Annotated in this window: 11 protein-coding genes; 6 read left to right on the forward strand and 5 right to left on the reverse strand. The window is 65.2% G+C overall.

All coding sequences use genetic code 11. The annotated features are described in order from the left end of the window. Nucleotides 1–250: 250 nt before the first annotated feature. Together RAZWK3B_RS21310 and RAZWK3B_RS20915 are read right to left on the reverse strand one after the other, a co-directional pair. Entirely contained in the window at nucleotides 251–394 is a 144-nt protein-coding gene (locus RAZWK3B_RS21310; RefSeq protein ID WP_007817720.1) for a hypothetical protein, read from the reverse strand. Nucleotides 395–461: 67 nt separating this feature from the next. After that, on the reverse strand, nucleotides 462–572 hold the full coding sequence (locus RAZWK3B_RS20915) for a hypothetical protein (protein WP_007817721.1): 111 nt from the start codon (nucleotides 570–572) through the stop codon (nucleotides 462–464). A gap of 216 nt (nucleotides 573–788) precedes the next feature. Here RAZWK3B_RS20915 and RAZWK3B_RS18120 point away from each other — a divergent pair, with 216 nt between their 5' ends. The 5 genes from RAZWK3B_RS18120 (at nucleotide 789) to RAZWK3B_RS18140 (ending at nucleotide 22,020) form a co-directional block, all read left to right on the forward strand. Further along, nucleotides 789–1,040, forward strand: coding sequence for a hypothetical protein (locus RAZWK3B_RS18120; protein WP_007817723.1), 252 nt, complete (start codon nucleotides 789–791; stop codon nucleotides 1,038–1,040). Between the two features lie 584 nt (nucleotides 1,041–1,624). Then, complete coding sequence (locus RAZWK3B_RS18125) at nucleotides 1,625–1,987, forward strand: invasion associated locus B family protein (RefSeq protein WP_232279566.1); 363 nt, start codon at nucleotides 1,625–1,627, stop codon at nucleotides 1,985–1,987. Continuing rightward, entirely contained in the window at nucleotides 1,984–3,525 is a 1,542-nt protein-coding gene (locus RAZWK3B_RS18130) for a ShlB/FhaC/HecB family hemolysin secretion/activation protein (protein WP_007817728.1), read from the forward strand. The genes RAZWK3B_RS18125 and RAZWK3B_RS18130 overlap by 4 nt, the downstream gene beginning before the upstream one ends. A 42-nt stretch (nucleotides 3,526–3,567) precedes the next feature. Next, entirely contained in the window at nucleotides 3,568–4,095 is a 528-nt protein-coding gene (locus tag RAZWK3B_RS18135) for an invasion associated locus B family protein (RefSeq protein ID WP_157132316.1), read from the forward strand. A 60-nt stretch (nucleotides 4,096–4,155) separates the two neighbouring features. Next, complete coding sequence (locus RAZWK3B_RS18140; RefSeq protein WP_007817731.1) at nucleotides 4,156–22,020, forward strand: leukotoxin LktA family filamentous adhesin; 17,865 nt, start codon at nucleotides 4,156–4,158, stop codon at nucleotides 22,018–22,020. 64 nt (nucleotides 22,021–22,084) lie between these two features. Here the strand turns inward: RAZWK3B_RS18140 and RAZWK3B_RS18145 are convergent, their stop codons facing one another. Next, a complete protein-coding gene (locus RAZWK3B_RS18145) occupies nucleotides 22,085–23,071 on the reverse strand; it encodes a DUF6976 family protein (protein WP_007817733.1) in 987 nt (328 codons plus the stop codon). A 16-nt stretch (nucleotides 23,072–23,087) separates the two neighbouring features. Then, the gene (locus RAZWK3B_RS18150) at nucleotides 23,088–23,294 is read right to left on the reverse strand and encodes a hypothetical protein (protein ID WP_007817736.1); all 207 of its coding nucleotides are present in this window, start codon (nucleotides 23,292–23,294) and stop codon (nucleotides 23,088–23,090) included. A gap of 174 nt (nucleotides 23,295–23,468) precedes the next feature. Here RAZWK3B_RS18150 and RAZWK3B_RS18155 point away from each other — a divergent pair, with 174 nt between their 5' ends. Continuing rightward, nucleotides 23,469–23,642: a CTP synthetase gene (locus RAZWK3B_RS18155; RefSeq protein WP_157132317.1), complete on the forward strand. Its 174-nt coding sequence runs from the start codon at nucleotides 23,469–23,471 to the stop codon at nucleotides 23,640–23,642. 94 nt (nucleotides 23,643–23,736) lie between these two features. On the opposite strand, the gene RAZWK3B_RS18160 is transcribed toward RAZWK3B_RS18155, so the two are convergent. After that, nucleotides 23,737–24,492: an alpha/beta fold hydrolase gene (locus tag RAZWK3B_RS18160; RefSeq protein WP_007817740.1), complete on the reverse strand. Its 756-nt coding sequence runs from the start codon at nucleotides 24,490–24,492 to the stop codon at nucleotides 23,737–23,739. Nucleotides 24,493–24,505: the final 13 nt, after the last annotated feature.

Below are 24,505 nucleotides of genomic sequence, written 5' to 3' on the forward strand. Positions count from 1 at the left end.
CGCGATCCTCTCCGGTCAGACCACCGCCCGCAGCCTTTTGTCCCGGCCCTGACCCCGCCACATCCGGGGCGTTCACCTGATGCCACCCCTCTAACACCGCCCACCATTTTTCCGTTAAGCACTCAGACTCATCTGTCCCAAAACCAGTGACGGGCGACGGGAAAAATGGATAAGATCAAGGCCATATCGGCCCAAAGGGTGTTTGCGTAATGTTCGAAATCATTAATATGCCGCCAACCGCGTGCCGTCCTTAGAAAAGCCCTTCGCCGCCTTCCTGTTCCTCGACCACCGTATCGGCGGCCACCACGGCCCCTGCGCCCACCAGCGGGCCACAGGCGCTCAGAACGGGCAAGCTGCCGGCAAGGGCCAGCGCGATCAATCCTGTTCGGGTCATTGTGACACTCCTTTCTGCCTGTCGCTCCATGCGCGCCGCAGCGCGGGCGCGCGAAATGGGCGATCTCTCAGTCGATCACCGCTTCCGTGGCGCTCTCCACATCTTCGGTAAATCCTTCCGCCGTCTCGCAACCGGCCAGGCCAGCCACCAGTGGCACGATCATCAGCAGTCGCATCATGCGCTTCTCCTCGATCTGTCTTGGTCTTGCCCCATCACGTGGGGTCCGTCCCGGCCCTGCGTCAAGGCACCCGGCGGGGATTTTCCGATCATGGGGCCACGGCAAAAGCGCCAGACATCCCCCATCGCGCCAGCAAACCCTCACACTCCTGTGATCTCCCCCTGACAGCGCCGAGCGCGCTTCCTACGTCTTACATATGACGAAAGGAGGCATGCTATGGACAGACTGAGCTTGTTTCTCACCCTCGCCACCGGACCCGTCACCACAGGCGTGCTTGTCATCGCCGCGATGAGCATGGGGTATTATGGCTGGCCGGTGATCGGTACGGCGGCGGCTATCGGGTTTCTGCTGGCTTGGCCCACGGCCTATCTGGTCTCGCGCCGGATCAAACGCCATGACCCGGATTTCGATCATACCCGCGAAGACCGCGCCGGCGTGATCCCCGACCCGCACGCACCAGAAGTGTGACGCGACCCTGAAGACGGCACAGCCGTCCGCCGTCCCTTCCAGTGGCCTGTCACCCATTGCGGGTACACGGACCCTCAAGCGAGTCTCTCGAGGGTCTCCTCAAGCCCGAATCACGATCATGAGCGGCGCCTTCTTCTTGTGAGCTCGGTGGACTGCGGTGCACACTCTTGGATCGGCGTCGAAGTCTGCATTTCTCCATAAGGTTGATAAATTCTAAGGATGAGGTCAGTGCCGCTGCTCCCAAATGTCCCGCTTTGTCGAAAGTTTCCTATAGTAAAGGCAGTATTGTGCTGGCTCCATGTGCCCAAGCCGCCATATGTGACAAGTCTCACGTATAGACAAAAGATATCATCCATGCGCTATTGATGGGGTTTGGTGTTCGAAAGTTATGTACGGTAATGGTTCTAGGCTTACCCCCATCTGCCACGGCGCAGGCTGCGGCACCTTCAGAGGTGCTGCGCTGCTTCGGTACTTCTCGGGGGCTGTCATTTGTGGCACTGGCTATGGTGGCGTGGTCTGCTGCGGCGTCTGCCGAGACGTTCCGCGATTGGCGGTCCGACTGTCCGGGTGCCGGCTCCGGTTGCATGCTGGCGACGAACGTGGCGGATGCGAAGAATGCGTGGCTGGCCGGTCTGCATGTAAGCCCTGATGCGGATGGCACCTCGGGCATCATGAAGATCCTCGTGCCGCCCGGTGTGCACTTGGCCTCGGGACTTTTCGTTGCTGTGGGCAGGGGCAAGCCGCGCCAGGCCGAATTCCAGCGGTGCTCTGAGCAAGCCTGCCTTGCGACCCTGGATCTCGACGCCTCACAAATAATGGCCCTGCGCCGCGCCACGCGCGCCCAGATCGTCTATCGCCCGCGCAGCACGACCGCGCCGGTCCGTGTGCAAGCCTCGCTCATGGGCTTTTCGGCCGCACTCGCCCACACGATGGAGGCCGTGCAATGAGCCACGGCTTGCCTTTTTACGCGGGCCTCGCCCTGCGTGCCTTCGCAACCTTCGCCTTCTTTCTCCTCGCAGCCCCCGGCACCGCGCAGGCACAGACGTTTTCGCTTGCCGGGATCGCCTTCGAGGAGTCGAGCTACCTCGAACCCGAGGAATTGCAGCAGGTCGCGTCGCGTTATGTCAATCGCCCGATCACCTTCGAAGACCTGCTGCGCTTCGTGGATGAGGTCAACGCGCTTTACCTTACGGCAGGCGCGCCCACGGCACAGGCCATTCTCCCGCCACAGGAAATTCGCGATGGCGTGCTGCGCGTGGCGCTGGTCGAGGCGGTCGTCGACCGGGTCATCATCGAAGGCAACCGGACCACCTCCGAAGCGTTCCTGCGCCGCAACCTGTCCCTGCAGGAAGGACAGAAGCCCGATTTTGTCCAGCTCGAGCGCGATCTGATCCTTTTCGATCTGGCCCATGACATCCGCCCCCGGCTCAGTTTCGGGTCCGGGCAGGAAACCGGCACAACAGATGCGACGATCAAGATCGAGGAACCCAACCGGTTCGAGACGGTGATCTCGGTCGACAATTTCGGCCGACCTGAAACCGGCGAAGTGCGCAGCTCGGTTTTCCTGCGCTGGAACAGCGTGACCGGCGTGCGCGACAGCCTGTCCCTGCAGGCCGAGGCCACGGAAGGCGCGCGGTCGTTTGCGCTTGGCTATTCGCGCCCGGTGGGGCCCGGTGGCGGGCGTTTGACAGCCGGGGTCGGCGTCTCCAATTCCGAGATCATCAGCGGTCCGTTGGTTCCCATCGACATCGAATCCGACAGTGTCAGCGCAACGCTCGGCTATCGCCGCCCGATCCGGATCCGTGAGGACCGCCATATCATCCTTGATGCGGGCATCGGCTATGAGCGCACGGAATCCACCACGACCGGACTGCCCTTCGCCGATATCTCGATCAACGATGCTTGGGTGTCCGCGGCCTATACGCGACGCTTCGAACAGTCGCAGCTGAGTGTCAGCCTCGGGCTGCGGGCCGGTAATGCCGATGCCTTGGGGACCAGTGAAACCGAAGGGTCGTTCTGGCTGCTTTATGGTCAGGGCAGCTATCTGCGCCCCGTCGGCGGATCACTCTTCTACGAGGCAAATCTCCGCTACCAGTACGCCCCCGATCAGAACCTGCCGGTCGCGCGGCTTTTCTCTGTCGGCGGTGTCGGGTCGGTGCGGGGCTATCCCAACAATATCCGCTCGGGCGACAGCGGCGTGGTGCTGAACCAGCAGCTGTCCTTGCAGAACCCGGTCCGGCTGGGCAACCGGATCACGGCGCGGCCCTTCGTGTTCTTCGACGCCGCGGTCGTGGTGCCTTTCCGCACCACGGGCGGTTTCGACAACGATCAGGACCTTCTGGCCTCGGTGGGGGCCGGGGTCACGTTTTCGCACAGCGAACGCTTCAATCTGGTGGCCATGGTGGGTGTGCCGCTGAGAGACACATTGGGCTTCAACGACTCGGGCAAGGCCCAGTTCTACGTGGGGGCCGATATTCGCTTTTGACATGAAGAAGGGCCGGGAATGGCCCGCGAAAGGGGGAACGAGATGAAAAAGACATCGATGATCTTGGGGATCATTGCCGCCGCCGGCATGGCGGCGACAGCGCAGGCCCAAGAGGCCGCGCAGACCGCGACCGAAGAGATGCGCAACGGTCAGATGGTGGGCGACTGGGTGGTCGTCTGCGAGGCGGTCACCATTAGCCAGACCCAATGCCGCATGGTGCAGGAACAATCCCTTCGCGAGACCGGCGAGATGATCGCACGGTTCATCGCCGTGCCGGTGTCGGACGGGGCGATCCTTCTGGCGCAGGTGCCCATGGGCGTCTACCTGCCGGGCGGCGCCGTCTATCGCTTTTCCGGAAAGGACGAGATCGAGCAGCGCAACATGATCTGGCAGCGCTGCGCCGATACGGTCTGCGAAGCCGCGGCACCGCTCTCCGAGGAAGAGCTGGCGCTCTTCGCCGAGAGCGATGCACTGCTGTTCGGTTTCCGCGAAACCTCTGATGGCGATCCCGTGGTCCTCAGCGTCGGTATCGACGGCTTTGCCGAGGCGATCGAGAAACTGCGTCCCTGACGCCCGGGCCGGCCCCGAAAAGGGGCCGGTTCTATCTTTGCGACGACCCGGAGGTCCGCCATGACACAGAGCAAGACCAGCAGGAAAGCCCGTCCCTTCGACAAGGCGCCTCGCAGCGCGCGCGTCTTGCCCATGTTGCGAAATGCTGTCGGGTCGGTGTCGATACTCGCGCTGGTGGCGGGGGCGTTTCCCCTTCCCGCGCAGGCTCAGGTTGTCGCCGCAACGCCCGACACGACAGTTGCGACCGCAGGCCTCGTCTCGGATGTTACCACCTCGAATATTCGGGGCGGTGTGGCCTTCAATCAGTTCTCGCAATTCAACGTGAACCTTGGAAACACGGTCAATCTATACCAGCCTCTCGGGGCCACAGCGCTGGTCAACATCATCTCCGGCGGCACGTCGACGATTGCCGGAACCTTGAATGCCCGTCTCGGATCACCCGGGGCTTCCATCATCGGCGGCAATACCTATCTCTTGAATTCGGATGGCTTCGTCGTCTCCTCGACCGGCGTCATCAATGCTGGCAAGCTGACGCTCAGCACGCCGACCTCAGGTTTCATGGACCAGTTGCGCAACGAGGCGAATGGCATCGGATCGGCCAGCAACATCCTGTTCGCCGGGAACGAACCTCTGTCCGCCACCGGGCAGATCGACATCCAGGGCCGGATCAATGCAACCCGGCTCGACATGCGCGCGGGCGCCCGGATGATCGTGGATGGGCGGCTCGATGTGCAGAGCGGCATTTCCCCCGGCCGGATCAGCCCGTCGGTCAACCTGCAGGGTGTGCCTACCGCAGGCGGCGTGAATATCGGCCGTGACGGCGTGATCCGCCTGGTCTCGGGTGGCTCGTCCCGCGTGTCCGGCAATGCCAGCGCGCGTGGCTCGTTGGCGGGCACAGCCCCTCACGGTGGCCTGATCGAGGTCATCGCCGAAGGTGAGTTGCAGGCGGGCGGCATATTCGATGTCAGCAACGGGGGCGGTGCGGCAGGATCGGTGATGATGTTCACCGAAGGCAACGCGATCCTCGAACCCGGCTTGCAGATTGTTGCGCGCTCCAGCGCCGCCGCAGGCGGTTTCGTGGCGCTTCGGGCCAACGGGACATTGACCACCGGCACGACCTCGGGCGCGGGCATCGTGACCGACACCGGCAGCCCCGACAGCTCGGGCGAGACGTTCCTTGTGGGCGACACGGTCGATCTTGCGCGCAGCCTGACGACCGAAGGCGGCTCCCTTGGCATTCGCGGCACGACCTCGGTGGCGATCGGCAATGATGGCGGCACGATGGAAGTGTCGACCGCCCGCGCCGGCGGCGCGGCGGGGGATCTCGTCATCTCCTCGAAAGACATCGAGATCAAGCCGGGCACCAGCCTCAACGCACAGGGCACCGGCGACGGCAATGGCGGGCTTGTGCTGGTAAGTGCGCGCAACGTGTCCACCGGGGCGCGTTGGGCCTTCGATCCTGATACTAAAGTGGCCAGGGTCACCATCACCGACGCCGATATCGCCGGCGGATCGGTCATCGTGTCCGCCGTGGCCCGGGCCAGCAGCATCTTCGGCGACGAGCTGGACGAGACCCTCGAGGCGAACCAGGTCGAACAGATGGAGGCCAGCACCACCGACGAGCAATTCGAACAGATGTTCGACAATCTGCTCAATACCTACGAAACCGTCGCGAACCGCGCGATCACCTCGGTGAACGAGCTCGTGCCACTGCAGATCAAGTTCCTGACCTCCGACGCCCGGGTCGAGATCACCGACAGCACTCTTACGGCCGATGGCAACTGGACCCCCATCGGTGCCAGCATCACCGACCCAACGGCGGAATTCGCCGATAACGGATTCCTGATGGCCGAGGGCCTGCGCGAGGACACATACAGGTTCCTGACCGCGGATTCGGTGCTCGACAGCCTTATTTTCGACGATGCCTATCAGCTCAGCATCCGTCTGCCCTCCGAAGTCGACCTGTCGACCGATACGCTGGTCGTGCATTCCCATTCCGAGACCGAAACGAATATCGCTCCGTTTTCCTTTGCCGTCGACGTTGCGGTGTCCAGCACCAAGACCGTATCGGCGGTGCAAATCACCGACAGTGCCCTGCTGACCAATGCGGGCAACTTGCGCTTGGCCGCGACAGCCAGCGAGAACCAGACCATCAGCATTACGGCCAAGAAGGCCTTTGGTCAGAATGTGGCCCTCGGGGTCGCTGTCTCGGTCCGCAATCTGGCGAACCAGCTTCGTGTCGACGGCGGAAGCCTGACCTCGGCGGCGGGGATCACGGCTGGCGCCTTTACCGGGCGCAACGTGTCCTCGACCGTGATCGCCAATTCCGGGATGGAAGGCGAGGTGTCGATCGGGATCAATGTCGACTATTCCGAGTCGCTGACCGAAGCCGCCATCGGCGGCACGATCACCGCCCTCGGCGGCGATGTCGCCATCGCGGCAGAGCAACTTTTCTTCAACTCGACACGCGTGACCACGGCCACCCTGGGCCTCGGCAGCCTGTCGCGGGCCGTCGCGCGCAGTCGCGCCAACTCAAGCAATTCAACCGGTTTTGCCCAGACCATTCAGCAAAGAGCCACCGGCAAGACCCCCGATCCCGCGCGCAAGCCGCATTTCGGAATGGGTGTCGCGGTGGATTTTCAGCTCAGCGATGACAATGCCTTTGCCACGCTTGGCGGCAGCTATCGCGACATCGACGACCTTACCGTGGCGCCGGTCGCACTGGGGGCGACGAACGTCACGGCCAGCGGCGCCGTGACCGTGAACGCCGCCTACCGCTTTGCCGATCGCGGCAGCGAAGGCGGCGGGTCGCTGACCCGGTCCACATCGGCCGCCTTCGGCAAGCTGACCGATGCGCTGCGGCGCCAGCTTGACCGCGAGAATGATCGCTTGCGAGCACGCGGCTTGGCCGAGATCACCGAGGACGAGCTTCTGGGCCGGTTTTCCACCGCGCTGATGCTGAACCTGTCGATTTCCTCGCTTGCCGGGGAAACCCTGGCCGAGATCGGACCGAACACCATCGTCACCGCGACATCCGCCTCGGTCGACGCGCTGACGCGCTATCCGAACACGAACCCATGGCAAAGCCTGCTGAACCAGTGGCAGACCTATGTCGATGAGGTCACGTCCTACAGCCCGATCAGCACCGGTGGTCCCGCCGATCCGCCCGAGCCCGCGGCGCCCCCGGCCCCCGACCTCGCCGGTTTCCTCGACATCGTCAACCCGCTGACCTACCTCACGACCGACTCCAAGGCCAAGGGCGAGGCGCAAGTCGCCGCCGATCGCGTGGTCGTGCCCGGCGAGGAACAGGGGCTCGCGCTTGGCATCACCCTGACCATCTTCAACACCGACAATGTGACCGAGGCGGTGGTGCGCGAAGGCGCCGTGCTCAACCTCAACGATGCGGCCAGCGTAACCGCGCTGCAGGAGGCGTTGTTCCTGCATGTGACGAACCTGCCAAGAAGCAACCCGCTTGGCGGAACGGCCAAGGTCAATGACGCCATCGGCGGCGGTATCTTCTTCAGCCGCACGGCAAGCGACGTGCGCGCCGAGATCGAGAACGGCGCCGAGGTAACGGTGACTTCGGGTGATCTCGACGTGACGGCCGAGACCAAGAATCTCACGGCCAGCCTGGCCTATTCGGGCGGGCAGGGCGCGGATGTGGCGATCAATGCCTCGGTCGCGGCGCATGTCGCCGAGGCCGAAACCATGGCCCGCATCGGCGAGGCTGCACGCATCGTGGCGCAGGATGTGACGATCACGGCCACCGACAATTCGGTGACATGGGCCAGCGCGGGCGCCATTACCGGATCGGAAAACGTGGGCGTCGGCGCCTCGGGCGTGTTCAACTTCTCCAGCCGCCGGACATGGGCCGGGATCGGCCCGGCACTGGTTGAGGCGCCGCTCGTCCTGCCCACCAATCCGGTGATCGACGCCGATAGCCTCACGATCACGGCCACCAACGCATCGGTCGATATCACGGTGGCGGTCGCGGGAACCAAGGTCGTCGGCAAGGAAGACCCGGCCGCAGACACAACGCCGCCGCCGAACACTTCCGATGACGACATGATTATCCCCAGCTGGCTCTTCTCGGACGAGGAAGACGACGCCGCCCAGCAACAGCAGCAAAACCCGACGCCCGCGGATGCCAACGGCGACCGCCAGACCTCCGGCTGGGCCGTGTCGGGTGCTGCGGTGGTGAACCTCGCTCTGCAGAATGAAACCACGGCGAGCCTCCGCACCACGGGGCGTGTCAATCTCGACGGTGCGCTGTCGGTGACTGCAGGCAGCACGGCGACCATGATTAACGTGGGCGGTTCTGTTGCCTCGGGCCTCGGGTCGCAAAAGGATACCAATGCCCTGGCCGGTGCCTTTGCCGTCCATGTCGACGAACGGCTGGTCCGCGCGCGCATCGACGGCGCGACGGTCGATGCCGGTGCGGTCGCCATCGACGCAACCGACGCGGCGACGCTGGTCAATATCGCCGTGGGCGGCGCCGGAACCTCGCGCGGGGATCTGGCGCTGGCCGGGTCGGTATCCGTGGCGGTCCTCTCAGGGGAAACCCTGTCGGAATTGCGCGACGTCGAGATCGCGTCCGAAAGTCTCAGCCTCAATGCCGATGATCAGTCGGTCACGGTCAGTGTGGCGGGCGCGGTGGGCGTCAACATGGACGCAACCCAAGGCTATGGCGTGGGTGTGGGCATCGCCGTGAACACGGTCGTTCGCGATGCGCTGTCCCGGATCACCGGCACCGGCACCATATCCACCGGTGTCATGTCGCTCATGGCGACCAGCAGCCAGTCAATCTTCGGGTTCGGCACCACCGCAGGTGTCGGTCAGACAGGGCTGGCCGGCTCGATCACGGTCAACACCATTTCCGGCGGCGCGCGGGCGTTGATCGAAGCCGGTCTGGGCGTTCGCAGCATCGAGGCGGACAACCTGACCGTCACCGCTGACGAGAGCAACATCATATTCGCGCTGTCCGGAGCCTTGGCGGGTGGGCGCAGCAATGCCGTTGGCGCAGCACTTTCGGTCAATACCATCGTCGCGGGCACCGAAGCCAGGGTCGAGGGGTCCGAGATTGCGAAACGCGCCGCAGGCCCGGATCTGGGCGCGGTGCAGATCACGGCAGACAGCGACAGCACCATCACGGCCATCGCAGTTGCAGGTGCGGCGGCGCTGACCGGCGAGGCCGCGGGGCTTGGCCTTTCCGTGAACACGATCAATGCGGATTCCATTGCCTCGCTGGCAGGCAGTTCGGTCATCGACGCGGCCAATATCACCGCCACGGCAACCGGCGCGCGCACGATCCGCAGCCTGGCTGGTGGAGCGGCAGCCGCAGGGCGCGCGGCCGCAGGGGCCGGCATGACGGTGAACCTGCTTCCGTCGAATGATACGCTCGTCAACCTGAACAACGCGTCCTTGTCCACCCGCAACGGCGGGGCGATCACCGCCACCGCCACGGGGGAAGGCGAGATCGCCTCGCTTGCGGCGGGCATTTCCGCCTCGACCGCAGACTCGGTCGGCGGCGCGCTGACGGTCAACGTGACCACGGCAACGACCGGGATCACCGCAACCGACGCGACGCTCGACGCGCCCGGCGCGGTCAGCCTCTCGGCCAGCGATACCGCCACGATCAGCAGCCTTGCGGGCGGCGCCGCTCTTGGCGCGGGCGGCACCGGCGTCGGCGGCGCAGCGGCGGCGAATTTCATCAACCATGACACGAGCGTCGCAGCCAGCGGCGGCAGCATGACGGGGCAGGGCGTCAGCCTCTCGGCGCGCAACGACTCCGGCATCGAAACTGCGGCGGTCGGCCTTGCGGCCGGCGGGACCAATTCCTTTGCCGGGTCTATCGCCATCGGCGGTATCAGCAACGAGACCCGCGCGGCGGCAACCGGAACCCGGCTTGATGCCGGGACCGGGGATGTCAGCGTTTCGGCAGGCCGTGGCGGCAGTATCGACATCCTGTCGGGCGCTGCGGCCTTCGGCGGGACCAATGCGGTCGGCGGCGCGCTGAGCGTGGCCTCGATCACCGGCGCCGTGACGGCGGATGTGGTCGATACAGCTGCAGGCGGCATCTCGGGCAGTTCGCTCAGCATCGATGCGTCGGATGAGGCGGCGATCGACGCCATTTCCGCCTCCGGCGTCGCGGGCGCGGGTGGCACCGGTGTCACCGGATCGCTCGTCTATACCCAGATCGGTCGCGTGGCGGTGGACGGCCCGTCCGTCGATCCGCTGCCGGGCTCGGCACCCGGCGAAGATCCCCTGTCCCTGACCGAGACCGCGATCACCGAGGCGCGCGATTCCGCACTTTCGAATGTGGCGGACAACGTGACGGGACGCGGCGATGTCAGCATCTTCCGCGAACAACTGAGGCTGGAGCTCGACACCGATGACCTGGTGCGCGCGCGGCTTGAATTGGCGGGCGCGGCGCCCACTGTCCCGGATGTGTCGATCACCGCCTCGCAGACCGGGGGAACCCGGTCCTTCGCCGGGGCAACGGGGGCAGGCACCACCGGGGGATCAGGCGCGGGTCTTGCGCTCAACCTGCTCTTTGGCAAGGCAGAAGCCGAGTTTATCCTGCCTGCGGACGAGATCACGACAGCCCAGGGTGACGTGACCGTCACCGCCTCGCAGGACGGCAGTGTCCAGACGACAGGGGTCTCCGGCGGGGCGTCCGGCTCGATTGGCGGCGCCGGCTCGATCTCGCTCAACGTGATGAACCGGCAAGCCGATGCGCGCATTGCCAGCAGCCTTGCAGGCGACCAGGCGACGCTGTTGATGGCGGGTCACGACCTGACATTGGACACCACGCAATTCGGGTTGATTTCATCGATCACCGGGGCCGCGGGCCTTGGCGGGACCGCCGGGATCGGCGGGGCCATTGCGGTCAACATCCTGTCGGACGATACCGATGTGGAGCTGTCCGATATCCGCGTCGACACCCGCATCGGGGCCGATCTCGTGGGCGCGGGCGCCGTGCAGCTTTCAGCACGGCAGGATCAGATCGTCGGCGGCGCCGCAGCGGCGCTCGGCGGTGGGGCCGGCGGCACTTTTGCGGGATCCTTCGTGGTGAACGTCGCCGACGGGGCCGTGGGTACCACGCTGCGCGACAGCACCGTGCTGGCTGATACGATCAGTGCCGCCGCGACCGGCGGCGCGGACCTCGCGGCAAGTGCAGGGGCCGTGGCCGTGGGCGCCACGGGCGCCGTGGGTCTTGCGATCGCCACCAATGTCGCGCGTCAGACGATCCGGACCGATATCGACGGCTCCTATCTGCAGGCCCAGGGTCCGATCCTCCTGACCGCCCTTGCCGAAGGGACCTTGTCAGGCGCCGGCATCGCGGGCGCCCTCGACGGCGTTGCAGGCATCACCGGCACGGGCATCGGCGACTCCGCGCTCAACACCGTCGAGGTGCTGGTCCGCGACACGACCCCCCCGGTGCTGGGTGCGGTGCGGGAAGGCAGCCAGATCGTCACAGCCGGATCGGTCCTGCTGGCGGCAGATGCCAGCAACATCATCCGCCTCAAGGCTGGCTCCGAGGAAGATCCCGGCCTGAACATCAGCTTCGCAGGCGGCGGCACCGCCGGTGTCGGCGCAAGCGCCACGGTCAATACGCTGCGCAACGATGTGCGCATCGCCGTCTCGGGCAATACACGGATCACCGGACTTGGCCAGACCGGCGTGATCCGGGATGGCGCTGAACGGTTCGGCGTGGTGATCGATGCCAGTGCCGATGCGACGATCTCGATGCTGACCGCCAATGGCGCGGTCGGCGGCATTGCCGGTGTCGCGGCGCTGATGTCGCTCAACCTGATCGAGGATGACGCCCGGATCGAACTGGGCACCGGCGAGCGGAGCGCTCAGGTCTGGATCAATGCCCCTGCCACCGGCCTTGCCGGGCTTCTGGGCACAGATACCGCCGATGCCCGTCAGGACGTGCGGATCACCGCGAACACCACCAGCACGGCCACGGTTCTCACCGCCAATGTGGCGGTCGGCGGAAAGGCCGGCGTCGGCGCGGGCTCGGGAACGCTGGTCTCGCGCTCGCTGGCCGGGATCGAGGCCCGCGAAGCCCGGATCGACGCCGCGCGCGACATCACGCTCGACGCCCGCGCGACGACCGAACTGACAGCGGTGACGCTTGGCCTTGCGGGCGGCTTTGTCGGCGCGGCGGCCAATGCCGGCGTCAGCATTCTGGGCGCTCAGGCGCTGGTCGATGTCGATGGCGCGACCATCACCGCCGGGCGGGACCTGACCCTTGCTGCCAATGTCGACAGTGACAGCACGGCCGTGGTCGGCGCCGCCGCGGGCGGTGCCGTGGGCGCCTCGGGTGGCGTGCAGGTCACGGTGTTCGAGTCGCTCTCTCGCGTGTCGGTGGGTCGGGGCGAGACGCTTCTCGACAGCACGCTCAGAGCGGGCGGCACCATGTCATTGACGGCCCATAGCGACATGCTGCTTGACGGCAAGGCGGTTTCGGGCGCTGCTGGCGGCTCAACGCTGGCACTGGCGCTGAACGTGGGCGTTGTGACCTCAACCACTCTGGTCGAGATCGGCGCAAACGAATCCCTCCGGGCCGACGCGGCGCTGACGCTGCGCGCGCGGGACGTTGTCTCGATCACCGGCATGGCCGGTTCCCTTGGCGTGGGCGCCCTGGGTGGCGGGGCCTCTCTGGATTACGCGCGCTTTGCCGGCACGACGCGGGTCCTCGTCGGGGACAATACCCGGATCGAGGCCGATCCTGGCGCGGCGCGTCTGAGCGATCCTGCGGCATCGACCCAGAACCTGACCATCGAAGCACTGTCTGAACGGCGGGTGACCTCGTCGGTCGTGGCGCTTGGCGGCGCGGCCTTCGCCGTCAATGCCGCGCTCGGTGTGATCGACATGGGCGCGCGCGCCGAAGATACGGCGGGCAACCGCGATATCCTCCTCAACGGCGCACAGGATGAATTCGCCTCCGACCTCCGCGCCGAAGAGCCGGGCCTCACCGAAGAGGAGCGCCAGAACACTGCCGGCGGCCTGATGGTCTTTGCCGGGGCGGACGACAGCCGCGCTTCGCTGGCGGCGGAACGCCAGTCCATCTCTCTGAATGGCCCGGCAAGCAGCGATTCCGTGTCGATCCGGCTTGGCAATGACGTGCTGCTGGAAACCCGGGGCAACTTGAGCCTGCGCGCCGATGCGACCACATCCGTCACCCAGATCACCGGCGGCTTGTCCGTCGCGATCTTCGGCGGCAGCACCAGCGGCGTTGGCGTCTCGAACCTGTCCACATCGGTGGGCATCGACCTTGGCGCCAATGCCCGTCTTCGCGCGGATGGTGATGTCACCGTCTTGGCGAACAACAGCGGGATCGACGCCGAGGACCTGTTGACCGCGAACAGCTATACCCTGACTGCATCGGCGGGATACGCGGTGGGCGTCGGCGTCGTGACCACCACCGTGAACGGCACATCGGGGCTGACCTTCGGTCCGGGCGCCGGGATTGGCGGCTATGCCGGTGGACGAGCGAACGACGTCAGCTTGTTGGCCACCCGGGGCGGCACGGTTTCGGTCGATATCACCAATGTGAGCCTGTCGCTTGCAGGGGGTGCCGGGCTTGTCGTCTCTTCGGCCAGCCTTTTGGGCGGCACGAATATCGACATCGCCGATACCCGCATCAACGCCGAGGATGTGACGGTCGAGGCCGACGATACCAGCCGCGTGACCGCTGCGGGCGACGGCAGCTCCGGCGGGATCGGCGGGGGTCTGAATTCGGTCGTCGCGACCGCGACCGCCGAGGCCACAGGCACCCTGACCGCCAATGGGGCCACGATCGAGGCCGGCACGGTGCGCATCGCCAACGAAAGTGCCGTGTCCGCCGAGGCACGGGCGAACGGCATCGCCGCAGGCGGCCTTGCCATCGGCGCCAGCGTGGCGACATCCGACATGCGCGTGACACTCGACAGCCAGATCGATGCCAGCATCCGGGCACAGGACATCATCCTGGTCACCGGGCTGCGCGGGGATGCGTTCGATACGTCGGCGGCGTACTCGACCTCCGCGTCGGGCGGGATCCTGGCTGGGAACGGCGCGGTGTCCTCGGCCTGGACGAACCACGCCATTGCCGCCCGGATTGCGGGCACTTTCGAGGCATCGAACGAAACGACCATCGTGACGGGCGCGTCGGATGTGCACGCGCGCGCAGATGCCACCGGCGCTGCAGGCGGTGTTCTGGCCGTGGGCCGGACCGTTGCGCAGGCCGGGCAGAATCAGAATGTGGCGCTGGCCGCCGACGACCGCCTTGCCCGTGTCGATCTTGTGGTCGATGACGCCACCTTCACCGGCAAGGGGGTCGTGATCGACACGACGAACGACAGCTCGACCACGGTCAAGGCGGTGTCGGGGTCTGGCGGAGTTGCCGCCGGTTCGGCCTCCGAGGCCATCACGACAGCGGCAACGCGGACCCGCGCAAGCTTTGGCGAAAGTGCGGCAGTTCTCTTCGACGGGCTTGAAACCGTGGCCCTGAGCACCGGACAGGCGCAGACGCTGGCCAGCCTTGTGGATACCACGAGTGCGGCAGCCTTGGGCAATTCGGGTGCCATCGCACGCGGGACCATCGACAGCACCGTCGCGGCCACTCTCGGCGCAGGCGTCGCGATCACGGCAGACGCGATCGAGATCACGGCCACCAACGCGGTCAACCGGCCTGAAGACGGGTTCAACATGCAGTCGGGTTCCGGCGGCGTGTTCGACGCGGCGGCCATGGTCAGCGACCTCGAACTGGCCGTCCGCACGGATCTCACCGTGGATGACGGCGCATCCCTCATTCAGAGTGGAACGCGCGGCAGCGCCGAGGTTTTCGCTTTGGCGGCGCGTAATGTGCTGTCGGTTGTCGACAGCCTCAACCTTGATGCAGGCGGCGCCATCGCCACGCCGCGTGGCGTCTCGCGCATCGAGGTGATCGCCAGCGATGCGACCCTGACCATCGGCAGCGCCGATCTTCTGGCACTCGATGATATAACCCTGCGGGCCGGTGGCGACGCCGCCCTCAGCGCCGAGGTGAACGCCAATTCCTATGGTCTCGCCGGGGCCGCGACCGGGACCAGCGCTGTGACGCTGAACTCCGACAACCGGGTTGTGCTTCAGGATGGCGCCAACGTGCAGAGCCTTGGCGATATCCGCATCGGTGCGGGCTATGGCGCGAACGGGATACAAACCGTGGACCTGCGCGCCGAGACGCGGCTCTTCAACAAGACCGCCATCCCGATCCCGTCGGACCCGGCGGCTGATGCGGTGGCCAACACCACATCGATCATCGACGTGCAAGAGGGCGCCAGGGTCGTGGCGGTGCGCGACGTCTATCTGTTCTCCGAAGCGGGCCAGCGCGAGGTCCTGGGCTATGGACGTGGCAAGGACCTCTACCGCGAGGTTCTGGCCGAACTGGGCACCGCCATCAGCGAGGCCTTTGGCGGCGACCCCGTCAGCCTCGATATCGAATCCGGCACATCCAGTGACACGTCGAACGATGGAATCCTGGTGAACGGCTATGTGCGCGCCGGCTCCCGCAACAAGCAGATCCTCGTGATCAACGAGGATGGCGCCATTCAGAACGCCCGCATCGGCCCTTATACCAACGACATGGTCGACGGGATCACCTTCTCGATCCGCGAGAACGTGTCGATCGCCAACGAGGTGCGGGAACGCATCGACCTGCTGAACAGCCTGCTGGCGGACCCGATCCTGAACCAGGATGCCGAAGCGGTTGCCGCCTGGGAGGCCGAAGTCGCGACCCTGACGCTGCGCGACATCTCGGGACGCGCGGATTTCCTCGATCTCGAGGATATCGTCGCGGCCCAGGGCGATATCGTCCTGCGCGCGGATTACGTCCACGGAACGGCGACCGGAACGCTGGATGCGCCCGTCAACGCCGAGATCATCGTGCATTCCTATGTGCGCGATGGTGCCCGGGCGCGCTTCATCAACACCAAGGGCATGGATATCGCCATCGGCGATGGCGGGCGTATCTTCTTCAACGATGTCACGGTGACCACCCCGGCTGAGATCACCGCATTGTCCGATCCGACCCGCCCCGGTCCCGACAGCTACACGATGATTTCCGGTGCCAGCAGCGGTGAATCCAAGATCGAGGTCGTCACCTTCGGTGAAGGCTCGATCATCGTCGGCGGCGCGATCAGCAATGTCGCGGGCCTTGCGAGATTCAACTCGAACGAAGGCGATCTGGACGTGCGCGACGACATCACGGCGCGTACCATCGAACTGCGTGCCGGGCGCGACTTCCTGCAGGGCTTCACCCTGGGTATCCGCCATGTCGATGGCGACCCTAAAGAGATTTATGATGGCTACTTCGACAAGGTCGAAGATACTGTCCGCACCGAGCTCGCGAATACCGGCGTGATCTCCGCCAGCCTTGCCAGCGGGCTCCCAAGGTTCGAGCTGGCACCGCGCCGGGGCCGCATTCAGGCCGGGCGCAACGTCTATATCTCGGCGGACCAGCTGAACGTGAACGGCTTGATCCAGGCCGGGCGCGGCAGCTTCGATGTGCAAATCGACGCCGGCATCGACGCCTTCCTCGACACGCTGGCCGGCACCACCAAGCTCGAGATGCTCTATGATCCCTCCGAGCCCTTCATCGTCACCCCCACCGGCACCAACATCGTGCGCAATCCGAACATCACAAGCGATGTCTTCGTGCGCTTCGATCCTACCGCGCTCGACGATAACGGAAACGCGACCGGGGCCATTGTCGTCAATCCGATGGTCGTGCAGGGCGGCGTGGTCGAGATCACCGGCAAGGTCTTTTCGACCGGTGGCGGCGAGATCCGCTCCCTCGATGGGTTCGGCTCCATAAACGTGGTCAACGACTCGACCCGCCCGGTCCGGCTGGGCCGGATGGATACCGGCGCCAACACGCCCGCGGGCGTCGAGGGCCTCGTGCGGATCACTGACACCAGCCGCACCGTCGGCGGAGACTTCTTCATCACCGAATACCGCCGGATCGGATCCGAACTGCAGGTTCTCGATAATCAGACCTTCGATATCATCGACCTGGATTTCGACGCCGACGGCACCACCGACGCGACGCGGATCAATCCCACCAACCTCGTGTCGTCCATCACCGCGGGTGACGGGCGCAGCGCCAGCTATGCCACGAAAGAGCGGCAGGAACTGGTTATCAACCGCGCCGAAACGGTCGTGCGCACCTTCGAGAACACGACAACCGCCTTCTACATCATCGCCATCAATGCCAGCGGCGACGAGGTCGAGAGCGAAGTGATCGAAACCGAAACGAAAGAGCTGGATGCCGCCGTCCTCACCGGAAACAGCGGCTCCTACATCGCGACGGCGACCACCGATCTGACCGCTCCCTATCGCCTGACGGCAGAGCGGACCGAGAACCGGCGCCGAGTGGTCAGCACGGTGACCGAAGGCACGCGCCTCATAGGCGAGGTGAAGGAAACCGAGATCGAAGAGGTGACGACGACACATCTCTATTCGCATCGTCTGAAGGCCGACACTCCCATCGCCATCACCTTTGACGGCACGGATACCGGCGGGCTGACCGTGCTCAGCCTCGGCGACGTGCAGTTGGCGGGCGCGGTGCGCAACCAGTTGGGCACGACCACGATTCAGTCGACCGGCGGCTCTCTTGTGACAACGGATCCCTCGATTGTCGTCGATGTGGGCAGTGCCACCTTCTCGGGTCTCGGCGGACGCATCGGCGGCATGGGTTCCGAGTTCCGGGTCGATCAGACCCCCGGCTCCACCCTGACCGCGACGGCCCTCACCGGGATCGATCTGCGCGAGGTGTCGGGCGACATGACCGTGCTCTCGGCCCGTACAACTGCGCGTGACAGCGATCCTACCCGTGCGGTGACCGGCGCGATCCGGCTGACCGCCGATGGTGCGATCCTCGGCTCGGGCGCTGGCCCCCATGTCGAAGGCTCGGCGATCGAACTGATCTCGACCAATGGCACGATCGGTACCGACTTGGCGCCTTTGGTGCTGCGCGAAGAGGGCCGTGGCCTGACCGTTCGCTCCCGTGGGAACGTCGATCTGATCGACGAAGCGGGCGACCTGAACCTGCGCGAGGTCACCTCGTCGCTCGGATCGGTCACGCTGTCGGTGCCGTCCGGCCTTGTGCTTGATGCCAACACCATCGAACGCCGCGACCTGCGGACCGAAGCAGAGCTGCTCGACCTGTGGTCGAACGACCTGGGCCTCTTCGGAGATCCCGCCGTCGCGGCGCGCGCCGCCGAACAGGTGGCCGCACTCAAGGCCGAACGCGAACGCAGCTACCGTGCCTATTGGCAGGACCGGAACGATGCGGGCGGCGCGCCACTGGCATTCACGCTGGAGCCCGCGACCGAAACCGCGTTGCGCGCCGATGGCTGGTCAGACGCCCGGATCGCGGCCTATGTCGCCGAGCGGCAGGCCCTTTATGATCTCTGGAATGCGGACGCGGACTTTGACCCGGCCTACAGCCATGCCGTAACCGCCGAAGAGCGTGTCGCGGTGCTGGACGGTGCCTCCTGGACACGTGAAGAGCTCGACTCGTGGCTGCGCGCGGGTCTGATCCGTGGCACCGGGGATACCAATATCCGCGTCGAAGACCCGAACATCCTCGCCGCCGGTGACATTACACTCAATACAAACGGCATCGGCTCCTTGCTTGAGCCTTATGTCGTGGGCAGCGACCGGGCCGAGGATCTGCGTGTCCTTGCCGGGGCCGAGCGCAACGACATCACCACCGAGGGCACGCGGATCACCGTTGCCCGCCGCGACGACCTGAACATCGCCCTCACATCGCGGGACGCATCGGGCAGGCCCGAGGGCGCTCTGACCGTCGGCACCACCACCGGCGATGTCTTCCTCGGCTCCGAGGTTCCGGTCTCGGTCGCGCAGATCGACACGACCGGCGATGTGGAACTCAAGGTGGACGGCACGATCTTCGACGCAAGCCCCGTCGACCGCGCCGCCATAACGGGGCGCAATATCCTGCTGGAATCGGGCAATTTCGCCGCCATCGGAACACCGGACGAGCTTCTGAGCCTCGATATCCTGACCGACGGCAGCCTGATCGCGCGCGGCGGCACCGGGGTCTTCCTGACCACGCTCGGCGATGCGCCTCTGGCGGAACTCTTCTCGGGCGGGCCGCTCGTGCTGCGGGCCGGGGGGGCGATCACCGACATTGTCGCCACCGGCGCGGTGCGCGTGCGCGCAGCCGATATCACGCTGGAAGCGACCGAGATCGGGACACTCGCCGTGCCTCTGGTCGTCGAGATCACCGACCCTGCCGGGGCACTCGATCTGACCACGACGACGGGCGACGCGAACCTGACCGCCCAAGGCGACCTGCGGCTCGAAAACGCACGGCTGGCCGGTGGCGGGCAGATCGCGGCGACGGGCGCCTTTGCCCTGATCGGTGTGAACACGATTGTTTTCGGGCCCACATCCACGCTGTCGCTGGTCGCGCCCGAGGGGATCGACCTGTCGGCCAGCACCGGAACCGATATCGCGGGCGGCACTCTGTCGCTCGGGGCGGGCGGCGAAGTCGGCACCTCAGCCGATCCGTTACAGACCGCGCTGACCGGTTTCGACATGACCGGCACCGGAACCGCGCCCGCACCGATTGTTGTGCAAGAGCGTGACGATCTGGCCATCGGAACCATCCTCCAGACTGTGGCCGGCTCCGACGTGACGGTCACCGCGGGCGGTGCGCTCACCATCGGCACCATCACGACGCCCGCTGACGCGACGCTCACGGCGGCCTCCATCCTGAACGGGCGCATCGCCGCCGAGCGGATCGAGCTGTCGGCCAATGGCACACCCGGCGGGATCGGCACCGGAACCCGGATGGACCTCACAGCCGGCACCCTGCGCGCCCAGTCCGTCTCGGGCGATATCATCCTCGGTCTGCGCGACCGCGACACCGATATCGAAACCATCGCTGCCGGCGGCACGGGCGAGATCGACATTAGCGCGCCCGATGTCATACTGACGCTGCTCGCAGGTCCCGGCATGACGACCCAAGGCGGCACGATCCTGCTGCGGGCCGGTGGGTTCGAGGCCTTCGCCGACATCCTCTCGCGCACGGGCGAGATCGACCTGGACGCAACCAACGGCCTCTCGCTGGGGCAGAACGTGCTGGTCGACTCCAGCGGCGGGCCTGTCACCCTGAGCACTGACGCGCTGCTGGCGATGGCCGAAGGCGCGCGCGTCTTGAGTGGCGGACCGGTCGAGGTGACCGCAAACCGGCTCACGCAGGCCGCCAACAGCCTTGTCGACAGTCTCGGTGGCACGCTCGAGGTGACGGTGACCAACGACATGGAACAGACCGCCGGATCCGCGATGCAATCGGGCACCGGCACGATCCTCATGGATGTGGGCGGCAATCTGCGCCTTGCGCGGATCGAGACCCTGAACGCAACGGCGGATGCCCTGAACCTGACCGTCGGCGGCGGCCTGTCCATCGCACCCGGCCAGCCCGGCCCGCAACTGCTGGCCAATGCCGATGGCGCTCTGTCGGTGCTGCGCTTGGGCGCGCTGGTCCCGGTCGGTCCCGATGGCCTCGGGGTCGCCCTCGATCAACTGGATCTCGACGTGACGACCGGGCCGGTGCATCTGAACGAACGCGATGGCATCGACCTGCAAAGCGTCATCGCGCGGGACGGCCTGATCGACATCTTCGGCAACGGCCTGATGCAGGTCGGCACGGTCAGAGCGCTGGCCAGCCAGCCTGTCGTCCTGACCACCGCGCTCGGCGATCTGGTGTCCGATGCCGCGGTGATCTCGGGGTCCGACATCCGGCTTTTCGCCCTCGACGGGCGGATCGGCGGCACCGCCGCCGGCGCCTTCAGCGCGGATATACCCGATGCCTCCACCCTCTATCTCTTTGGCAGCGGCGACGTGACCTATGCCGAAACCGCGGGCAATCTGCGCGCAGGCTTCGCCCTCTCCGACCAGGGCAGCCTCGATCTCTCGGCACCGGGCAACATGACACTGGGCATCCTCGGTGCCAATGGCGATCTGCGCCTTACCGCCAGCGACAGCCTGACCATCACCATGATCGGTGAGTCGCGCATCGATCTGGCCGACGAGGTCGCTCTCCAACTGGTCAACCCGGCTGTCTATGGCCTGCGCGAGGCGCGCTCGCCCCGCAATCTCGACCTTCTGACGCGCAACCTCGGAAGTGTCATCTGGGCGGGGCTTGTCGGCGCGCAACTCACCCTCGATCTCGTTGGTGACGATGTCGATGTGATGCTGCACGACGCCACCCCTGCGGACGGGCTTGACCTGACCATCACCGATGCCGCAGGTGGCCTTGCCGAGCGTGCGCTCATCGCCTCGGTTGGCGCGGGCGTGCGCCCGTTCATCCCGGAAGGCCGGTATTTCGACAATCCGCGCCCGCTTCTGACCGATCGCAGCCGCATCGTTGGCTCCACCGGCACCCTGACCCTGACAACCGGCTACATCCGCTCCGGCGATGTCAGCCACGCGGGTCCGGTCCTGATCGGGCGGGACATTCGCATCGGCAACAAGGTCTGGTTCCGTCAAGGCACCTTTGACCTGCTGGCCGAAACGTCTTACCAGTCGCTGTCGACCGTCGCGGATACGCAGGTTCTGGCCATCAATGCCGGGGTCATGACCTTTGACATCCGCAATGACATCAGCCTCGATACCATCGCCGACGGATTTCCGATCGACGGATCAGGCGGCACGGTTATCGTGCTGAACCGCCGTCTCGGTGGCGTGGACCTGAACGGTGGGCAGGGCTTTGCCTTCGGCGTGGGCGTGGAAACCGGGATCCTCGGCTGGCCGCAGCGCCTGACCAGCCTCACGGCGTTGCGCCCGTCCGACCGCGACAGCACACCGCGCCTGACAAGCTTCATCCTGTCCGACCAAGACGCGGAGGCGGCCCAACCCTGAGCCGGGCCGCCTCGCTGCGCTGTTCCTTGCGGCGGTGTCTGCCGACGCCGCAATCAGACCAGCGTCACGCCGGTTGCAACTCCAGCCGCACAAGCGTCTGGTTCAGAAGCATGTAAGCAATCTCGCCAAAGGTGACCGGGCCGGTGAAACCGCCCGTGGATTTGCCCTCAAGATCGCCGTAAAGATAGTTGAGGATGCAATTGCACGAATACTGCGTATCGCCGCCTGCCCCCAACTGCTTTGCGAAAGCCTGGGCATAATCCGCCAGAGGCTTGGCAAAGCGGTAATCGACGTTCTGCATGACCGGCGCGTAAAAGGCCACCTTGCCGCTCTGCGCATCGACGCTCTGAACCGAGACATTGATCAGCGCGCCGCCATAATTCGCGATCAGAGGCAGGCGCGTATCGATACCATTCTCCTGCAGATAGTCGGCCAGCGGCGTTTCCACCCCGTCGATCAGCGCGGTTTGCGCCTCAAAGCCGCTTTGCGTAAAGCGGAAACAGGGGGCATCCGCATCGTTCTGCTCGAAGATATTGACGATATCGACCTGCGGGACCAGCCCGGCCTCCAGCGTCAGATGCATCAGAACGGCCGCGTTGTCATGTGCAGCCCCCGTGGTTCCGTCAAAGACCTTGGGCGCGACGCGCCCGATATCGTCCAGATGCACGCCCGAAATCCAGCCGACCAACGGTTGATTGAAAAAGCCGGCATAGCTGGGACCATCCACAGCAAAGACCGAATGCGCCGTGCTGAAGGCGGGGATGAGGATGAACGACATGCCCCCCGGCGCATAGCCTTCGGCGATCCGGGGCAGGTCGCTGGCCTCCAGCACGCGGATATCGGCCTTCGTCGCCTCGGGCAGGGTGGTGCAATACAGCCGGTCACGGATCACCGCCCCGCCTGTTTCAGTGACGAAATAGACCGAGGTGCCGCCGATCCACTGGCCCTTGGGCAATTGCGCCAGAAGCGCCTCATCGCCGGCAATGGTCATGACAGCGCCCGACACGATCCGGGCCGCGGCGTCTTCGACAGAAAGAAGTTCGTTTTTCATGGGTAAGTCCGTCTCTTCAGATATTGGCAAGGTCATCGGCGGCAAAGGCATTGGCCCGGGCGAAGGCCAAGAACTCTGCGACCTTGGCATCAAGCAGCGCAGGATCGTTTCGGACCTCGATCCGCACACGGCCCAGGAAAATCCGGGTGGCCAGTTTGGCGCCGTCAAGGTTGCGGTCCGATTGAATAAGCGCCTTCAGCGCGTTCGGTGATGGTAGTGGCATGGTATGTCATGGCCTTTTTTTGGGTCGTTTCGCGCGCTCCCGACTTGACCAACGGCGCGACCGGCGCCCGCTTTACCGAGGCGAGGGAAAGTGTCGCAGGTGACCCGCCGGCATCTGACGCAGATCAATGAGGCACCGACCGGACCGCTCTAGTCTCGCGCCATGGTCTGGCTCTTGATTGTTTTACATCTCTTCATCGGCGCCACCCTCGCGGGGGTGGGGCTCGTGGCCGTCCTCGTCATGGGGCTGGACGATGTCTGGGGCCTGGGCGGCGCGGTGCTGGCCGGGTTCGTGCTGGCCTTTCCGGTGGCCTGGCTCGTGGCCCGCGGGCTCAATTCGGGTCAGTGACCGGGCCGATGTGTACGGATGGGACACAAATCCCGAAAGATGGGGCGTGTTTCGTCCTGAACGCGTGTAGGTTTCGTACGAACCCTACACATCCTCAGTCCAGCCAGACCCTGATCGCGGCCTCGAATTCGCGGGGTTTTTCGGCGTGCAGCCAATGTCCCGCTCCGGGGATCTTGGCGAATTGCGCCTTGGGGAACAAGTCTTTGATAATGCTTCGGTATTCGCGCTTCACATAGTCCGAGTCCGCGCCCGACAGAAACAGCGCCGGCCCCTCATATCGCCCTGAAATATCCGGAAAAGACAGGATCTTGGGCATTTCCCCCGCCAGGACATCAAGGTTCAGACGCCATTTTTTTGATTTGATATCAAGGGATTGGGTAAAAAACGAGATCAGCGTGGGATCATCCACCACCGGCTTCAATTGCTCCGCCACGTCCGACCGTTTCTCGACACGGCTCAGATCGACCGATTTCATCGCCTCGATATACTGTATCTGGGTGTGTGAATAGGCAATAGGCGCAATATCTGCCACGATCAAGCGGTTTACCAGCTCGGGCCGGGTGAGCGCCAGCACCATCGCCGCCTTGCCGCCCATCGAATGCCCCAACACATCGAACGGTCCGTCCAGCGTCGCCAGAACCTCGGCCAGATCACCGGCCATATCCGGATATGATTGTGTTTCAAAACAAGGGCTTAGACCGTGATTCCGCATGTCCACGGCCACCACTTTCCGGGTGTCCGACAGCCGCTTCGCGATCACCCCCCAATTCCGCGCCGAGCCATAAAGCCCGTGCGCGATCAGCAAACCCGGCTGATCGGTCCGCGTTCCATGTTCGATCCGGTTCAACATGCGCCGAGTATTA

Origin of the sequence: Roseobacter sp. AzwK-3b (genome assembly GCF_000170875.1) — a bacterium.
Lineage (GTDB): Bacteria > Pseudomonadota > Alphaproteobacteria > Rhodobacterales > Rhodobacteraceae > Roseovarius > Roseovarius litoreus.